Source organism: Pantoea sp. X-Soil-OKNW-556, assembly GCF_059730695.1.
On record NZ_AP035990.1, the window covers coordinates 1,989,591 to 2,007,446 of the forward strand.

General features: G+C 52.9%; 16 protein-coding genes and 1 pseudogene. 11 read left to right on the forward strand and 6 right to left on the reverse strand.

What is annotated here, in order from left to right; all coding sequences use genetic code 11:
• The first annotated feature begins 29 nt into the window (after window positions 1–29).
• From AC6I8T_RS09245 to AC6I8T_RS09265, 5 genes are all read left to right on the forward strand, one after another.
• Window positions 30–1,013 carry an arabinose ABC transporter substrate-binding protein gene (locus AC6I8T_RS09245; RefSeq protein WP_013508922.1) on the forward strand — a complete coding sequence of 328 codons (984 nt, stop codon included), beginning with the start codon at window positions 30–32 and terminating at the stop codon, window positions 1,011–1,013.
• A 113-nt stretch (window positions 1,014–1,126) separates the two neighbouring features.
• Window positions 1,127–2,647, forward strand: a complete 1,521-nt coding sequence (gene araG, locus AC6I8T_RS09250; RefSeq protein ID WP_021185180.1) for an L-arabinose ABC transporter ATP-binding protein AraG — start codon at window positions 1,127–1,129, stop codon at window positions 2,645–2,647.
• Between the two features lie 17 nt (window positions 2,648–2,664).
• Window positions 2,665–3,651, forward strand: coding sequence for an L-arabinose ABC transporter permease AraH (gene araH, locus AC6I8T_RS09255; protein WP_021185179.1), 987 nt, complete (start codon window positions 2,665–2,667; stop codon window positions 3,649–3,651).
• Window positions 3,652–3,751: 100 nt separating this feature from the next.
• Window positions 3,752–4,669, forward strand: a complete 918-nt coding sequence (gene araC / locus AC6I8T_RS09260) for an arabinose operon transcriptional regulator AraC (RefSeq protein ID WP_013508925.1) — start codon at window positions 3,752–3,754, stop codon at window positions 4,667–4,669.
• Window positions 4,670–4,746: 77 nt separating this feature from the next.
• On the forward strand, window positions 4,747–5,787 hold the full coding sequence (locus AC6I8T_RS09265; protein ID WP_021185178.1) for an oxidoreductase: 1,041 nt from the start codon (window positions 4,747–4,749) through the stop codon (window positions 5,785–5,787).
• Between the two features lie 54 nt (window positions 5,788–5,841).
• Here the strand turns inward: AC6I8T_RS09265 and add are convergent, their stop codons facing one another.
• The 3 genes from add to AC6I8T_RS09280 form a co-directional block, all read right to left on the reverse strand.
• A complete protein-coding gene (add, locus tag AC6I8T_RS09270) occupies window positions 5,842–6,840 on the reverse strand; it encodes an adenosine deaminase (RefSeq protein WP_208725372.1) in 999 nt (332 codons plus the stop codon).
• Between the two features lie 189 nt (window positions 6,841–7,029).
• Complete coding sequence (locus AC6I8T_RS09275; protein ID WP_497833734.1) at window positions 7,030–8,535, reverse strand: hypothetical protein; 1,506 nt, start codon at window positions 8,533–8,535, stop codon at window positions 7,030–7,032.
• Between the two features lie 51 nt (window positions 8,536–8,586).
• Window positions 8,587–8,967, reverse strand: a complete 381-nt coding sequence (locus AC6I8T_RS09280) for a hypothetical protein (RefSeq protein WP_208725374.1) — start codon at window positions 8,965–8,967, stop codon at window positions 8,587–8,589.
• A 580-nt stretch (window positions 8,968–9,547) separates the two neighbouring features.
• Between AC6I8T_RS09280 and AC6I8T_RS09285 the strand changes: the two are divergent.
• The 3 genes and pseudogenes from AC6I8T_RS09285 to AC6I8T_RS09295 all read left to right on the forward strand — a co-directional run.
• A pseudogene (locus AC6I8T_RS09285) lies at window positions 9,548–10,005 on the forward strand (transposase); the annotation flags it as partial.
• Window positions 10,006–10,055: 50 nt separating this feature from the next.
• Window positions 10,056–10,196 carry a hypothetical protein gene (locus AC6I8T_RS09290; protein WP_244634033.1) on the forward strand — a complete coding sequence of 47 codons (141 nt, stop codon included), beginning with the start codon at window positions 10,056–10,058 and terminating at the stop codon, window positions 10,194–10,196.
• Window positions 10,178–10,327: a hypothetical protein gene (locus AC6I8T_RS09295; protein WP_497833735.1), complete on the forward strand. Its 150-nt coding sequence runs from the start codon at window positions 10,178–10,180 to the stop codon at window positions 10,325–10,327. The genes AC6I8T_RS09290 and AC6I8T_RS09295 overlap by 19 nt, the downstream gene beginning before the upstream one ends.
• Window positions 10,328–10,372: 45 nt before the next feature.
• On the opposite strand, the gene AC6I8T_RS09300 is transcribed toward AC6I8T_RS09295, so the two are convergent.
• Both AC6I8T_RS09300 and manA read right to left on the reverse strand, forming a co-directional pair.
• Window positions 10,373–11,872 (reverse strand): YdgA family protein, encoded by a 1,500-nt coding sequence (locus AC6I8T_RS09300; RefSeq protein ID WP_021185173.1) that lies wholly within the window; start codon window positions 11,870–11,872, stop codon window positions 10,373–10,375.
• A 128-nt stretch (window positions 11,873–12,000) separates the two neighbouring features.
• Entirely contained in the window at window positions 12,001–13,176 is a 1,176-nt protein-coding gene (manA, locus tag AC6I8T_RS09305) for a mannose-6-phosphate isomerase (protein WP_497834288.1), read from the reverse strand.
• Between the two features lie 198 nt (window positions 13,177–13,374).
• Between manA and fumC the strand changes: the two genes are divergently transcribed.
• Window positions 13,375–14,772: a class II fumarate hydratase gene (gene fumC, locus AC6I8T_RS09310; protein WP_021185171.1), complete on the forward strand. Its 1,398-nt coding sequence runs from the start codon at window positions 13,375–13,377 to the stop codon at window positions 14,770–14,772.
• 57 nt (window positions 14,773–14,829) lie between these two features.
• Here fumC and tus read toward each other — a convergent pair whose 3' ends face one another.
• Window positions 14,830–15,759 carry a DNA replication terminus site-binding protein gene (gene tus / locus AC6I8T_RS09315; RefSeq protein WP_208725376.1) on the reverse strand — a complete coding sequence of 310 codons (930 nt, stop codon included), beginning with the start codon at window positions 15,757–15,759 and terminating at the stop codon, window positions 14,830–14,832.
• 212 nt (window positions 15,760–15,971) lie between these two features.
• Between tus and AC6I8T_RS09320 the strand changes: the two genes are divergently transcribed.
• The gene (locus AC6I8T_RS09320; protein WP_208725377.1) at window positions 15,972–17,171 is read left to right on the forward strand and encodes an MFS transporter; all 1,200 of its coding nucleotides are present in this window, start codon (window positions 15,972–15,974) and stop codon (window positions 17,169–17,171) included.
• Between the two features lie 160 nt (window positions 17,172–17,331).
• On the forward strand, window positions 17,332–17,817 hold the full coding sequence (locus AC6I8T_RS09325) for an RrF2 family transcriptional regulator (RefSeq protein ID WP_021185167.1): 486 nt from the start codon (window positions 17,332–17,334) through the stop codon (window positions 17,815–17,817).
• Window positions 17,818–17,856 lie beyond the last annotated feature (39 nt).

The following is a 17,856-nucleotide window of genomic DNA, read 5'->3' on the forward strand; positions in this document are numbered from 1 at the left end:
CTAAAAACATCATTGTGCCGGAGAGCATCATGCATAAATTCACTAAAGCGCTGGCGGCAGTTGGTCTTGCCGCGGTTATGTCACATTCCGCTATCGCCGAGACGATGAAGCTCGGTTTTCTTGTTAAACAACCGGAGGAACCCTGGTTCCAGACAGAGTGGCGCTTCGCCGATAAAGCCGGCAAAGATCTCGGCTTTGAGGTGATCAAAATTGCGGTACCGGATGGCGAAAAAACCCTGAATGCCATCGATAGCCTGGCCGCCAGTGGCGCGAAAGGTTTCGTCATCTGTACCCCGGATCCGAAACTGGGTTCGGCCATCATGGCGAAAGCCCGCAGTTACGACCTGAAGGTGATTGCGGTTGACGATCAGTTCGTCAACGCCAAAGGCAAACCGATGGACACCGTGCCACTGGTGATGATGGCCGCGACCAAAATCGGCGAGCGTCAGGGCCAGGAACTGTATAAAGAGATGCAGAAACGCGGCTGGGATGTGAAAGAAACCGGCGTAATGGCGATCACCGCTAACGAGTTGGATACCGCCCGCCGCCGTACCTCTGGCTCGATGGACGCGCTGAAAGCAGCAGGTTTCCCGGCTGCGCAGATCTACCAGGTGCCGACCAAATCCAATGATATCCCGGGCGCATTTGACGCCGGTAACTCCCTGCTGGTGCAGCACCCGAAAGTGAAACACTGGCTGATCATCGGCATGAATGACAACACCGTCTTAGGCGGCGTGCGCGCCACTGAAGGTCAGGGCTTTAAAGCACCCGACGTGATCGGTATTGGTATCAACGGGGTGGATGCTGTCAGTGAACTGTCGAAAGGGGAGCCAACCGGCTTCTATGGTTCGCTGCTGCCCAGCCCGGACGTACACGGCTATAAAAGTAGCCAGATGCTGTATGACTGGGTAACCAAAGGGAAAGAACCGGCGAAGTTTACTGAAGTGACCGATGTGGTGCTGATCACCCGCGATAACTTCAAAACTGAGCTGGCGAAAAAAGGGCTGATGTAAGTCGCCAAACCACAAGTGCGCTTATCCCCAGGCGCTTGATGGCCTGAGTTACCTGGGATAAGCGCGCTGCTTATGCAGTTGCGCACGAAGTATGAAGGCATAGAGGAGTCTCCATGAACACTGATCCTGCTTTTCTGTCGTTTCATGGCATCAGCAAAACTTTCCCTGGCGTTAAAGCGTTACAGGACATCTCGTTCAGCTGCCATGCCGGTGAAGTGCATGCGCTGATGGGCGAAAACGGCGCGGGTAAATCCACGCTGTTGAAAATTCTTAGCGGCAGCTACCAGCCGACTGCCGGCGAAATCCACATCAAAGGCCAGCCGGTGCGGTTCAATCACACCACCGAAGCGCTGGACGCGGGCGTGGCGATTATCTACCAGGAACTGCATCTGGTACCGGAAATGAGCGTGGCAGAGAATATTTACCTCGGTCAGATCCCGCATCGTCATGGTCTGGTGAACCGTAAGCTGCTGCGTTATGAAGCGGGCTTACAACTGCAAAATCTCGGCATGGATATCGATCCGGACATGCCGTTGAAGTACCTGTCGCTCGGACAGTGGCAGATGGTGGAAATTGCCAAAGCGCTGGCGCGCAATGCGCGCATTATCGCGTTTGATGAACCTACCAGCTCGCTGTCGGCACGCGAGATTGAGCATCTGTTCCGCGTCATCCGTCAGTTGCGTGAGCAGGGCCGGGTGGTGCTGTACGTATCGCATCGTATGGAGGAGATTTTTGCCCTGAGCGATGCCATCACGGTGTTTAAAGATGGCCGCTACGTACGCACCTTCACCGATATGAACAACACCCACCATGAAGACCTGGTTCAGGCGATGGTGGGCCGCAATCTGGGGGATATCTATGGTTACGCACCGCGTGATTTGGGCCCCGTGCGTTTGCAGTTGGACCAGGTGGAGGCGCAAGGTGTGCGTATGCCCATTTCGCTAGAGGTCCGGGCCGGTGAAATCGTCGGGTTGTTCGGTCTGGTCGGGGCCGGACGCAGTGAACTGATGAAGGGATTGTTTGGGGCAACCCGTCTGCGCGGCGGCAGCGTGTCGCTGGACGGTAAAAAACTCAATATCCGTCAACCGATTGATGCGATCCGTGCCGGAATTATGCTTTGCCCGGAAGACCGCAAAGCCGAAGGTATCATCCCGGTGCACTCGGTGCGTGACAACATCAACATCAGCGCGCGCCGCCATAATCTCACCGCCGGTTGTCTGATCAAACCCGGTTGGGAAGCGAAGAACGCTGACAGCCATATCCGCTCGCTCAATATCAAAACCCCGCATGCGCAACAGCTGATTATGAACCTGTCCGGCGGCAACCAGCAGAAGGCGATTCTGGGCCGCTGGCTGTCGGAGGAAATGAACGTGATCCTGCTGGATGAGCCGACACGCGGTATTGATGTCGGGGCCAAGCACGAGATTTATAACCTGATTTATCAACTGGCAAACAAAGGTATTGCCGTGTTGTTTGCTTCCAGCGATTTGCCTGAAGTGATGGGCCTTGCCGACCGTATCGTGGTGATGCGCGAAGGTGAAATTGCCGGTGAACTGCCACACGACCGTGCCACGGAGCAGCTGACGCTGGGCCTGGCGATGCCGAAAACGACTCAAGCGGCCGCCGTGGCCTGATGTAAAGGAGAGCAATTATGGCTTCATCAACCACTTCTAATACGCCACCCGCGCAGCGCAGCGGCCTGCAACTGGGGCGTATCTGGGATAACTTCGGCATGCTGGTGGTGTTCGCGCTACTGTTTATTGCCTGTACTATTTTTGTCCCCAACTTCGGCTCTTTTATCAATATGAAAGGGCTGGGGCTGGCAATGTCGATGTCCGGTATGGTGGCGTGCGGCATGCTGTTCTGCCTCGCCTCCGGGGATTTTGACCTGTCTGTGGCTTCGGTTATCGCTTGTGCTGGCGTAGTGACCGCGGTGGTGATTAACCTGACCGAAAGTTTATGGATTGGTGTGGCGGCAGGGTTGTTGCTGGGCATGGCAACCGGGTTTGTTAACGGTTTCGTGATTGCGCGGCTAAAAATCAATGCGTTGATCACCACGCTGGCGACGATGCAGATTGTGCGCGGTCTGGCCTATATCTTCTCAGACGGTAAAGCGGTAGGGATTGAAGATGAACGTTTCTTTACCCTCGGCTACGCCAACTGGTTCGGTTTGCCAGCACCCATCTGGCTGACTATCGCTACCATGATCATCTTCGGTTTCCTGCTGAATAAAACCACCTTTGGCCGCAACACGCTGGCGATTGGCGGTAACGAGGAAGCAGCGCGTCTTGCCGGTGTGCCGGTGGTGCGTACCCGCATCATCATCTTTATCCTCTCCGGGCTGGTGTCAGCGGCGGCGGGGATCATTCTGGCTTCACGTATGACCAGCGGCCAGCCGATGACCTCGCTGGGATACGAGTTGATTGTCATCTCTGCCTGCGTGTTGGGTGGGGTGTCGCTGAAAGGTGGCATTGGCAAGATTTCCTACGTGGTTGCCGGGGTACTGATCCTTGGTACGGTTGAGAATGCGATGAATCTCTTGAATATTTCGCCCTTCTCACAGTATGTGGTGCGCGGTTTGATATTGTTAGCAGCGGTGATTTTTGACCGCTACAAACAGAAAAATAAAGCCGCCTGAGTGCAGCCATTCAGTAGCGGCGCGATTTATCGCGCGCCTCGGCAACCGCACGATAAATCGTGCCGCTACGGTAATCAATCACGCGAAAAGTGAGGGCATTATGTACCACCGTGAACCCCCTGTGGCACAACAAAACCCATTATTGCCGGGTTACCCTTTTAATGCCTGGCTGGTGGCCGGACTGACACCGATTACCGCCGATGGCCCGCTCGATTTTTTTATCGACCGGCCACTCGGTATGAAAGGCTATATCCTCAACCTGACCATCAAGGGGGAAGGTCGGGTATTTGATGGTGAGCAGTCATTCGACTGTCTGCCGGGTGATATGCTGCTGTTTCAACCGAAAACCCCGCATTACTATGGCCGTGCGCCGGACAGCCCATGCTGGTTCCATCGCTGGGTCTATTTCCGCCCGCGTGCCTACTGGACCGACTGGCTGCAATGGCAGGATGAAACCCAGGGGGTGGGGCGCTTGCGTCTGCCGGAAGCGCAGCGTGCGGAGTTTGATCGCCTGTTCGCCAGTATCGAACAAACCCATAACTCCGGACGACGTTTCGCCGAGGAGCTGGCAATGAACCTGCTGGAACGTCTGCTGCTGCGTGCGGTGGAGGAAGATCCGCGCAGCCATCAGCAAATCCGCGATCCGCGTGTGATTGAAGCCTGCCAGTACGTGACCAACCATCTCGCCAGTGAAGTGAAGATTGAGGAAGTGGCGCGTCATGTCTGTCTGTCACCCTCCCGTCTTGCCCATTTGTTCCGCGAGCAGATGGGGATCAATCTGCTGCGCTGGCGTGAGGATCAGCGCGTGATCCGTGCGAAATTATTGTTGCAGACCACCCAGGAACCGATCGCCTCGGTGGGGCGTGAAGTCGGCTATGATGACCAACTCTATTTCTCGCGTGTGTTCCGCAAACGCGTCGGGGTCAGTCCGAGTGATTTTCGTCGTCGCAGCCAGGATGCACACGATGCGCTGGTGGCTCAGGAGAGCTGGCAACCGGCACGGAGTGCGATATCCTGAGTTTTCGGCTGATTCCCGCTTGTCCGTACGCGCTGATTCGTCTTAAATCAGTCAGGTAACGAACAAGAGGAATGAGAATGAGCGATAAACTTCGTGTCGGCCTGATAGGCTACGGATTTGCCAGCAAAACCTTCCATGCACCGTTGATCGCCGGGACCCCGGATGTTGAACTGGCGGCGATCTCCAGCAGCGATGCAGCCAAAGTGCACGCTGACTGGCCATCGGTGCAGGTGGTGAGCGATCCCCAGACGCTGCTGGACGATCCGACATTGCATCTGATTGTAATTCCTACCCCAAACGATACCCACTTCCCTCTGGCGAAAGCGGCGCTGAACGCCGGTAAACATGTGGTGGTCGATAAACCTTTTACGGTCACCCTGTCACAGGCGCGCGAACTGGATGCGCTGGCGAAGGCCAAAGGGTTGCTGCTGTCGGTGTTCCATAATCGCCGCTGGGACAGTGACTTCCTGACGCTGAAATCGCTGCTGGCGGATGGCACGCTGGGCGAGATCCGTTATCTGGAATCGCACTTTGATCGCTTCCGCCCGGAAGTCCGCCAGCGCTGGCGCGAGATGAAAGGGCCGGGCAGCGGCATCTGGTTCGATCTCGGACCGCATGTACTTGACCAGGCGTTGCAGCTGTTTGGTACGCCAGTGGCAATCAATGTGGATATGGCGGAGTTGCGCACTGGCGCGCAAACCACCGACTATTTCCACGCCACGCTGACCTATCCACAACGCCGCGTGGTGCTGCATGCCAGCATGCTGGTGGCGGCGGAGTCAGCGCGTTTTATTGTGCACGGCACCCGTGGTAGCTACGTTAAATATGGCCTCGACCCGCAGGAAGATCGCCTGAAGGCGGGTGAACGCCCGCCCAAAGAGGAGTGGGGCTACGATATGCGTGATGGCGTGCTAACGCTGGCTGAAGGCGATGTGATGGTGGAAAAAGCACTGCTGACGCTGCCAGGTAACTATCCGGCCTATTATGCGGCAGTGCGTGACGCCATTGCCGGTACCGGCGCGAATCCGGTAACGGCAGAGGAAGCTATCCAGGTGATGGAGTTAATCGAGCTGGGTCTGCAATCGGCGGAAAAACGCCAGACATTGTCATTGAAGTAATTTTCGTAATGATCGTAACGGCGCGATTTATCGCGCCGTTACGGCATGTCAACGTTATCCTGCCACGCGTGCGCGCAACGCGGCTTTTTCGGCGTCACTGAGAAACGCAATGGTCACGCCATTTTCCTGCGCCTGACGCATCTCAGCCGCAGTCAGTCCTGCCTGTGGTGCCGCTACCTGATACTCATGCGCCAGCTCAATGCCCTGCACGGCCGGGTCGTCGGTGTTGATGGTGGCGAGAATACCGTGGTTGAGGAACGCCTTCAGTGGATGGCTGGCAAATGAGGCGACGGTACTGGTCTGAATATTTGACGTCAGGCAGGATTCGATACCAATTTTCTGCTCGGCAAGGAAATCCATCAACGCACGATCTTCGATCGCTTTTACACCGTGGCCGATACGCTCAGCTCCCAACTCGCGAATGGCCTGCCAGATGCTTTCCGGGCCAGCGGCTTCACCGGCATGCACCGTAATACGGAAGCCGGCATCGCGAGCGCGATTGAAGTGGCTGAGGAATTCGCTACCCGGGAAACCGAGTTCGTCACCGGCCAGATCGACGGCAGTAATGCCATCGCGATGTGCCAGCAAACCCTCCAGTTCGCGCAGACAGGCTTCCTCACCAAAGGTGCGGCTCATAATGCCGATTAAACGAACATCGACACCGTACTGCTGAACACCCGCCCGCACGCCATCAATGACCGCTTCCACCACACCGGCAATCGGCAACTGGTGGGTCATCGCCATATAACCCGGCGAGAAGCGCAGTTCCGCGTAATGGATACCGGCACGCGCCGCATCCTCGACGTTTTCCAGCGCAATGCGACGGCAGGCATCGAGATCGCCCAACACCTTAACGCCCCAGTCGAGTTTTTGCAGAAAGCTCACCAGGTCCGGTTCGTTAGCGGTGACCTGCACATGCGGGCGCAGCATCTCAAGGGTGGTAGCGGGCAGGGCAAGATTAAACTGGCGACCTAAATCGAGGATGGTTTGGGCACGGATGTTGCCATCGAGGTGGCGGTGGATGTCGGTCAGAGGGATTTTTGCATCAATCATGTCGCACTCGCTAAGTTATCGTAAAGTGCAGAGCATTATAAAAATATCTTGCGCAACAACGCCAGCGATTTGCGCAAATGGTGCAGTGGATGCTGGATAAAGCAGCATTTGCGGGTGGCTGACGGGCTTTTTGCGCTGATTAAATGATAAAGGGCATCGTGCCGATGTTGTGTTTAGAGGGGGTTCTTTTCAACTAGTTTTAATGGCCGAATGCCAAATTGAAGCAACAAAACCTTTCAGGTTTTTGTATGCATCATCAGTGCTTATTTTTCCTTCGAGAGGATGTTCTCCAACCACATCAGAGATGAACAATCCTGGAGTAATAGTGACACTTTTTTGGTTATCTATCGCCTCAGATACCGCACGGAAAATATGGCCGGTTTCGACATCGACGCTACTATGATGTTTATTATTCTCTAACCACTCTTGTGTTTCTTCAAGTGGTGAGTTAACAGTGATATTGGTTGATAACAACTCCTCTATAAAAGTGCCGTCAGGAATTTTCATATCTTCCATTTTTAAGTTGATTGCTTCATTTTCGTATATGCTGATGTTTATGGGGGTGTAATCCCCTATCTTTGCCTTTCCTGATAAGCGGCCACCAGCGCCACACATCACAATATACGTAAATCCTGCTTCAATAAATGCTTTTGTGGCATCGTATGATAAATCACCATTAGGCATTCTGAGTCCGGAAAAAATATATCTCTCGTTGTTTTCTTGGTTTTCGACGATGGCAGTGTCGAAGATAAAACCAGAAACTTTATGCTGAGTGGTGTTCATTTTATCATAACCAACTCCTTCAGGTTGATTTTCATCGATCTGATAAATTTCCCTTCCTAAAAACTCCATTATTTGCCAGCGAGCCCCAATGAATAAAACTTTCTTATCTGCATCAGGTAATGTATTTAGAACGGAGGATAATTGCATCATGGCATTCTCTTTTTGCATTTTTATACTTCCTGATATATTTATTTTGCTTATATCAATGTCGGCGTAGTGAAGTTGTAGTAGTTGATGTTTTATTCTGGCTTCACTGTTCATATTAGATAGCACAAGGACATTTTTCCCGGTTGTGGTATTAGTGACGTAATAGGATTTGGTTGAAGTATTACTCGAGATTTCTTTTATGCTATCAAAACCGCGACCCTGATAATGATGGCTGAGTGCTGAATAATTACCGCCACAAAAGAACTCACAACCGTAAGATCTTGCCGTATTAACGACGAGGCTGGATAATCTATTATCCAGATATTTTTTAACATTGATACTATGCATCTGCGTCCTGTCAGGTAGATTTAGAGTGATCTCATCACTGATTTTTTTAATGTCAAGTTTATGTTGTTTTATGGAGTGTATGAATGTGATGTCAGTAACTTTGTTTTTCTCAAATTGAAATCTATGGTTTGAATTTTGAAGTATGTCAGGTGCCTTATCGTTTTTTGATAATTTTATTATATTACCCGTTTGAGAAGAGGTGTTGCGTTTAAGGAATTTGTATTTATCAAAGAAACTATGTAGCTCCAGCTTTAATCTTTCAGTGTTCAATAAGTGTTCACTCTGCGGCTGATGTTTATTCTCTGATTTTGCATAGGCCTTTATTATTAACTTTCTTCCATTGAACTCTCTGGTTTTTACACGGTTTTCATTTTGGTCGAAATTGTTGATGTGAATGTTGTGATTTTCTATTTTCATTTGGATTTCCCTGGTTATGAGGAGTAACCATTCTATGGATTGATAAATTCCCTACTCGGCACTCAATGTGTTTTCCATATGGCTAATTAATGTGCTGAAATAGTTCAAAATTATGGGGAGGGTGCAGTCATTTTCTGTGATACGAACCCAAAGCTGTAATATGTCACCATTACAGGTGAACACAGGATTATATTCACCTGGCTTAGGCTGGTTTCTTTCTAAAATTTCATGATGGTCATAATGGAAATGTTCAAGTGTTGCAATTGCCATCATGATGATGCTGTTGTCATCGACAGGGTAGCAATAAATATCGAATTTTTCATCTACGCTAATGATCGGTAACTCATCTTTGTTCACCTCATCATAAAGGTCCAGATATTTTAGCCAATCATGTAGCCCTTGCTCTATTGCTCTAATCACACTTTTCTCCATCTTCAACTTTCATTGCAGAGAGGATTTATTGTTATCTCAATTCACGGAGCGGCATATTTCATGCGTGTGAATGTGGCTGTTATTAAGGTAAGAAATAGGAGTGATGATTCTAACTTCTGTAGACAAAAGATAAAATATTAATTGAAAACTCAGGGTTTCCGAAAAGAATACATGAAGTAATCATCATAAGAAGATGATTTCATGGGCTTAGGCATAGTTTCGATAAGACTTTGGTGTAGTATTTTTCGCGTATTTTGTTAATGCAAGGTAATGGTGGCTTTATTAAGCTTGGTACATTATGAAATTGATAACTAACTATCCTTTTCATTTCAAGAAAATATCACAATTCTCTGAGTGTAATAATAATGGATTGTTAAATTTTGTATTTTCAAAACAAAGGATGAGGTGGGAATATTTAGGTTGGCAACAATTATGTAACTTTATGATTTCTTTTGCATAAATCACGATAATAAAAAAAGGTTTATCATAAAGATAAACCTTTCAGACTGCTGACAAAGTCTTGGTCGTAAAGCCGGGACTTTGATCTAATAAGGTCAGTGCAATTAACGGACTGACTGCCATGCTCAGAGAACCCACCCCTCAGCAGTATCAATTTGAAATGGTCACCCTTGAAGAACTGGTACCCGAAGACCATCTGGTGCGTAAAATCGACGCCGCCATTGACTTTGAATTTATCCGCGACGCCGTGGCACACCTCTACTGCGCCGACAATGGCCGACCGGCCATCGACCCCGTTCGCCTTTAAGATAATGCTGTTGGGCTATCTCTTCGGCGTCCCTTGTGAGCGCCGTGGTCAGGGAAATCCAGATGAACGTTGCTTACCGCTGGTTCCTGAAAATGGGGCTGACGGAGAAAGTCCCGGACGCCTTCACCCTCAGCCAGAACCGCATCCGGCGCTACAACGACAGCACGCACCTGAAAGCCGATGCGAACCCGCGCAAAGCCATTAATGAGCAGCGTCCGGATGGCGTCAGTGAATATCTGGCTGAGCTGAATGCAGCAGTGGAGGCCGCCAGAAAGCGCGCCAGCATCCCGGTATCACGGCGATTCTGGCACACAACGCCACGGTGACGCTGGGCTGCTATTTTGGTGCGCTGCATAGCGGGCGCACGCTGACGGAGGGGGCGGTGGGCAGCTACTACAGCCAGCAACTGGCGTTGGTTGGTTTAATGATGATCCACAGCGCGAGTTGTACGATCCGGCGCTGACCTTTGTCAGCAGTGGTGCGCGGGAAGTGGGACGCCACGCCGGCCAGCGTTTGTTGCAGCGTCTGGCACAGCCGTCAGCCGAGGTGCAGACGTTGATTGTTCCGCCACAGCTACTTCCCGGACAGGCATAATTCGTATTGGCGCGATTTATCGCGCCGCTACAAGGTGTTAAACACTTACTCCGGCATACCTTCGCTGGTTTGGCTACCCAGCATATAACGCGACAGGAACTGCTCCAGCGACAGCTTGTCACCATTCATGGTCACCTGACCGTTGGCGTATTGCAGGCTGGTGGTGATGTTGTCATCCTGCTGCTGCGTCAGGCGGAACATCTGTCCCATCGCCGCCAGACCTTTTACCTGCTGATCGGCCATCTTTTGCGCATCATCGCTTTGATAACCTTCCGCCAGACCGACATGACGCATCACTTCGGTCGCCATCGGCATATTGATCACCAGCTTGCCATCAAGGGTTTTCAGCACGCGATCGACTGCGGCTCCCAGAGTTTGCGCTTCACCGGTCACACTCGCCGGATCGTTGAAACCGACATTCAGGTTAAAGGTACTTTCGCCTTTGTCGTTTTTCCAACTGAGCGGCGCAATGCTGAGCGTTGGTGAACCTTTCAACAGGGTTGGCAGGTTGTTCATCAGAATGGTATGCACACCCTCCTGATAGCGGATGGGATCATCCATCAGGCCCGGCTGGTTCAGCAGGTTTTGAATTTGCGTGTTGTAGGTATCGGAGAAGGCTTTGACTGCCTGGGCATCAAACTGCGCCAGTTTCATCGTGACTTTCGCCTCACCAAACGGCTGTTTTTGCAGGCTGATATTACCGACCTGGTAATCAATCTGGCCGCCAATTTTGCCGTCTTTGTTATCGAATGATGAGGTGCCGTTCATTTTTTCCAGCGTCAGACCTTCCTGGCCGTTGACGCTGGCGGTCAGCTTGTCCAGGGTGATCTGTTGATCGCCGACGCGCACCCCTTCCGGACTGAGATGGGTATCACCGCTCACCTTCAGACCGTTGAGCGTAAACAGCACCGGCTGGTTGACTTCATTCTTGCTGGCAAACGCAATGCTGGAGAAATCTCCCTGTACACCCACGTTGTTGCCTTGCTGATCGGCGCTGACGTTCAGGGTGCCGCCGTTGGTCGCCAGGCGCACACCGTTGTTCACATCCTGATAGTCGGCTGGCAGCAGGGTCAGCGCGGTATCGGTCGCGCCGCTGTAGCCAATGCGGGTATCGGCGTTGACCAGCGATTTGCCGTTGGTCAACTCAAACAATTTCTTCACCGCTTCGGTGTTTTCCAGCTCGCTATGTACCGAGGCCATGCTGGGGATCAGCACGCCGTGCTTCAGCTGAGAAAAAGGGAAGGGGCCGTGATCGATGACGGTGTCCAGCACAATGCTCTGACCCGGCTTCAGCAGCGGGTTGTCTTCGGTTTGCGAGCTGGCTTGCAGCACCAGTTTGGCCTTGCTGCTAAACAGGCCGCGCTGGTAATCCTGATAGCTGAGCGTCAGGCGGCTGTTGGGCGCATACGCATTGATTTGCGTATTGGCGTTTTGCACCATCTGATCAATATGGCTTTCCAGTTGCTTGCCGGTGAACCAGGCGGCGCCGGTCCAGATTACCCCGAGGGCTACAATCACACCTACGGCAACCTTGGTCTTTTTCATCGCTGAGTCGTCCTTATCCTTGCGTCCGCAGGCACCTGGTGTGTGCGGCGGGTGAAGAAAAACGCCCGCAGGCGTTTTAAATTAATAGTTTGAAAATGATAGCAGTTAACCGGACGGTCGTCAGCCGCTTATGGGAGGGTATTGAAGACGCGTGCCAGGCGACCATGACCTGCGGCCGTCACCGGTGACTCGCTGGCGGCAATAAAGCAGGACTCACCCGGTTGCAGCACCAGCTGCTGACCTGATTTCTCGATCACCGCCTGGCCTTCAATGCAGAACAACAACGCGGCGCTTTGTTGTGCCAACGCTTGTGGTTGGTCATGCAGGGTGTGAATGGCGAAGGCAAAATCGTCCACCGGAATCGGGAAGTTCAGCGTGTCGCCCTGTTGCTGTGGTTGTGTCAGCAAAGTCGCGGCGGGTTTGGCGTGGAATTTCAGGTTCGCCAGCAGTTCCGGGATATCAATAAACTTCGGCGTCAGACCGGCGCGCAGCACATTATCCGAGTTGGCCATCACCTCCAGCGCCACCCCCTTCAGATAGGCATGCGGGGTTTCCGCAAACAAAAACATCGCTTCACCCGGTTGCAGGGTAATGACGTTCAACAGCAACGGTGAGAACAGGCCGTTGTCGTCGGGATAATCTGTCGCAATGCTTTTCATTGTCTGCCAGGGTTCGCCTTCGTGGGCGTTCAACGCTGCTTTTAACACGCCGAGCGCCCGTGATTTCGCCTCATCGGTCAGCGACAGCAGGGTGGTAAACAGGGTGACCAGATTGGCTTCATCGGCATGCTCAAGGAAGTGGGCGATCTGCGGATGTGCGCCCGCAACCGGCTCGAACAGCGAAACAATTTCATGCAGCTCACGAAAGCCATTCATCGCCTGAAAAGGGGTCAGCGCGTATACCAGCTCCGGCTTGTGGTTAGCATCCTTGTAGTTGCGCTCGGCAGCGCTCAGAGGGATCCCGGCCGCATTCTCGCGCGCGAAGCCTACTTCAGCGGCGCTTTTGCTTGGATGGACCTGGATCGATAGCGCCTGATCGGCACACAGCACTTTAAACAGAAACGGCAGCTCACCAAAACGTTGCGCGACAGCGTCACCCAGCATGGCGGTTTTATCACCCTCAATCACATCACGCAGTGACCGCGTCTCTCCATTGATCTCGACGGTGGAAGGGCTTTTGGGATGTGCCCCCATCCAGAGTTCAGCCATCGGTAATCCTTGCGGGTTAGCGATGCCATACAGTTCGGTCAGTGCGGTTGTGCTGCCCCATGCGTAATTTTGCAGCGAATTGTTCAATTTTTGCATCATTCATCCCCGATAACGATAAGGCTATAAGCATTTTAAGGCATAAACAGCCATTGAAAATACATCAATAAGTGCAATAAATGCGAATGACTCTCATAATGTAAAATTCTGAAAAGTGACAATCTTGCCCGCTCAGTCGATCGCGCATGACGTGACGCTGAGCCTAAACCTCAATATCTGAGTTAAGGAGACGTAGTCATGGCAGCCCATCGCATTGAAAAAGACTCAATGGGACCGATTGAAGTACCGGCAGATAAGTTGTGGGGCGCGCAAACGCAGCGTTCACTGGAACATTTCCGTATCTCGACAGAAAAAATGCCGGTTGCGTTGGTGCATGCGTTGGCGCTGACTAAACGTGCGGCGGCCCAGGTGAACCGCGATCTTGGTCTGTTACCGGCCGAACGTGCTGATGCGATTATGAAAGCGGCTGACGAAGTGCTGGCCGATAAGCACAGCGATGAGTTCCCGCTGGCAATCTGGCAGACCGGTTCCGGCACGCAGACCAACATGAACATGAATGAAGTGCTGGCAAACCGTGCCAGCGAGATTCTGGGTGGTGAGCGCGGCATGGCGCGTCTGGTCCATCCGAATGATGACGTGAATAAAAGCCAAAGCTCCAACGATGTGTTCCCTACCGCGATGCACGTTGCGGCGGTGATCGCCGTACGCGAACAATTGATTCCGCAATTGCAGGTGCTGAAAAAAACGCTGAACGACAAAGCTGAAGCGTTTAAAGACATCGTCAAAATTGGCCGTACCCACTTGCAGGATGCGACACCGCTCACCCTGGGCCAGGAGATCTCCGGCTGGGTGGCGATGCTCGAACATAACCTCAAACATATCGAACACAGCATCCCGCATCTGGCCGAACTGGCGTTGGGCGGCACAGCGGTAGGCACCGGTCTGAACACCCACCCGGAGTATGCGGTACGGGTAGCTAAAGCGCTGGCGGAATTGACCAATCAGCCGTTTGTAACGGCACCGAATAAATTCGAAGCGCTGGCAACGGTTGATGCGCTGGTGCATGCGCACGGCGCGCTGAAAGGTCTGGCGGCGTCATTGATGAAAATCGCCAACGATGTGCGCTGGCTGGCATCCGGTCCACGTTGCGGCATTGGCGAGCTCTCCATCCCGGAAAATGAGCCGGGTAGTTCGATCATGCCGGGCAAAGTGAACCCGACGCAGTGCGAAGCGCTGACGATGCTGAGCTGCCAGGTGCTGGGTAATGATGTGGCGGTCAACGTGGGGGGCGCATCCGGTAACTTCGAGCTGAACGTGTTCCGTCCGATGGTGATCCATAACTTCCTGCAATCGATTCGTCTGTTGGCTGATGGCATGGACAGTTTCAACCACCATTGTGCCGTCGGCATCGAACCGAACCGCGACCGTATCGAACAACTGCTGAACGAGTCGCTGATGTTGGTCACTGCGCTCAATACCCATATCGGCTATGACAAAGCGGCGGAAATCGCCAAAAAAGCCCATAAAGAAGGGCTTACCCTGAAAGGTTCGGCGCTGAAGCTGGGCTATCTGACCGAAGAACAATTCGATGCCTGGGTACGCCCGGAAGAGATGGTTGGCAGCATGAAGGCGTAAGCAAAATCCGTAGCGGCGCGATTTATCGCGCGATAAGTCTTGCCGCTGCGGCCATCATCACGCCAGTCGATCGCACCACAGATGCAGGCGCGGAATAATCAGATGCAAGGGCTCAGCCTGTGGCTTATAACGATGCGCCACATTGTCAGCATCATAATCCAGTAACTCACCCAGCACCGGCACCTGGCTGCGGTCGCGGCATAGCACCAGCAGTGGAGAAGGGCAGGCCAGTTGGGTTTGCTTCTTTTCATCGGCACGCCAGACACGGGCCACCGGTTGAACTTTGACCGGACGTTTGATTTTCAGGCGGGCCGTGATCGGCAAATCGCGGACCGTTTCCAGTTCCTGCTGCACTTTCTCGGCCCACTGCTCACGGGTCCACGGGGCCTGAGCACGATTGGCTTTCAGGCTGCGCTCCAGCAACTCAATGATTTCATCGCGTTTAACGTTTTTAATGATGTTCTTATTCGCCCAACCGAAACGCAGGCTATCCGGGGAATCCAGCAGGGTGACATTGCGGTAGGCATTCAGGGTGATCAACCCGCGTAAATGTTGGTGAACAAACTCAAAGCGCGCTTCGCTGGGCAGGCCGGACTCAACGGTGATCAACTGCTCCAGCCGCTGTTTCAGCGTATTAATTTCCGCCACCTGCCGGGTAATGATGTCGCTGGCGTGCTCATCCGCTTCAATGCAGATTGCGCCGGGCAGTCGTACCGCGGCTTTGGTGCTGAGTTTTTCTGACTGGTGCTGCATAAACAGCCGACAATAATGGGTGAGGGCCATCTCACGGGCGGCGCTCCCCAGATGCTGGGTGACTTTGATGCGAGATATCTCGTCGTGTTCATGGCCTTTTTCGATATCCGGCAAACCAAAAACCCGCGCGATCAATAAAGGTTGCTGCTCCACTTGTTGACGCAATGCGCCCAGATGCTGCTCCAGCGCGTTTACGCAGGCATGCAGATCGGCGATCAAATCGTAACGAGCCATAGGATGTCTCCATAGTTACAACATACCAAATGTGGCAGGGGATCGGCGCGATAGCAAGCACGGTTTATAATTACAACATACTTTTAGTTTGTTTTTTTACAGCAGGTTTGCCAGCCTCGTTGTAAGGATTGCGATAACCAGCGGGCATAAGCATTTTTCGTGATCGATGAACGTGTTATAACAAATGCTTCGCCTGCTATCGGAATATTCATGTGGAGCATTACGCAAAGCCCGGCGTTCCCGCCATTATCACTCTCGGGCTGGTTCAGATCCTCTCCTGGGGTGGTTCATTTTACCTGATGGCGGTAATGGCCAATCCCATCGTCGCAGAAACTGGCTGGTCGCAGCAGTGGGTTTACGGTGCGTTATCGCTCGGCATTCTGGTTTCAGGATTACTGGCCCCGCTGAGCGGCAGGCTTATCGCGCGCGCGCGTGGGCGCGCATTGCTGGCCGGAAGCGGCGCAGTAATGGCGATTGGGCTGGTGGTGATGGGGTTGAGTCACAGTTTGCTGTTATTCCTGTTTGCCTGGGTCATTATCGGTATTGGCATGGCTATGGGGTTGTACGATGCCTTGTTTGCCACGCTCGGAACCCTGTATGGCGGGCAAGCGCGCGGGGCGATCACCGGCATCACACTGATTTCCGGTTTTTGCACCACGCTGGTGTGGCCGGGTACGGCGTTGCTCATTCACTGGCTGGAGTGGCGTGGCGCCTGTTTTGCCATTGCGCTGCTGTTATGCGTAGCGGTGCTCCCCGCGTATTTCTATGCTTTGCCGCCGCCGACGGCAAAGAAGAAAGAGACAACGCCCGTCAGGGCTGCCACGACTGGCGATTTGGCTCCCGGTCTGTTCTGGTTGCTATGCAGCATCTTCACGCTGGCTTCGGTGATTATGACCGCCATCTCGGTGCAGTTGATCACGCTGTTGCAGGCCAGCGGCCATTCTCTGACGGCGGCACTGGCGATCAGCGCCATTCTTGGTCCCTGTCAGGTAGGTTCGCGTATCGTCGATATCGCGTTTAAACGAGGTCATCCTATCTGGACCACGTTTTTCTCGGTGGGTCTGGTTGCCGTGGGTTTGCTGTTGCTGGCCTGTTTTCCGCAGTTTGCGTTGCTGAGTATGGTGCTGTACGGTGCCGGAAATGGTTTGCGTGCCATTGTCCGGGGAACTTTACCGCTGGTGATGGTCAAACCAGAAGCCTATGCGGTAGTGGTGGGGCGCATGGCACGTCCGGCGCTGATTGGTCAGGCATTGACACCACTACTGGGCGGTTATGTTTTTCAACAGTTGGGGGCGAACGCCACGCTGTGGATGCTTTGCCTGTTGGCATTGATTAACGTGCTGTTGGTGATGGTGCTGAAGCAAAAATTGCCGCAGCCCAACCCGCAGTCAGAAAGGGGAGTGATAAACTAAGCAGCCTGTGCGCTTGTGTCTGAGGAAATGATGAATACGTGCCTTGATCACAGTCGCTCGCTTCTAAAAAGCAACAGTGTTTGTTATATTTATTGCTCAATGATTACTCACTGCCGCGGCATGAAAACAACAAGATAGACCGCAACTCAGGATTAAAGAAATGCTTGATTACCGCTTCCCGACAGCTTTGCAGATGGTTTTGAGCGTAGCGATGGCGGAGCAATTGGGTAAACGCTCGACCAGTGCCATTCTGGCTTATGGCCTGGAGGCGAACCCCAGTTTCATTCGGAAACTTATGGTTCCGCTCACACGCGATGGCATCATTGTCTCGACGCTTGGCCGTACCGGTTCGATACATCTGGGCCGTCCCGCCAGCGAGATCACCTTGCGCGATATCTATACCTCGGTGATTGAAGACAAAAAACTTTGGGCCTCGCGTCCGGATGTCGCGCCGCGTTGTCTGGTGAGCGCCAACCTGTGCTGGTACTTCAAATCGATTGCTGATGAAGCCGAACAAGCCTCCCTGAAGGTGCTGGAAAAACGCACCGTGGCGGATGCGCTGGCTGAACTGAAAAAACGTGACACCAGCAACTGCGAACCCCTGCCAGACTTCGAAATCGAAGACTTCTGCAAGAAATCCCGCTGACATTTCCTGGAGCGCGTTGCTGCGCTCCCAACTCCGTAG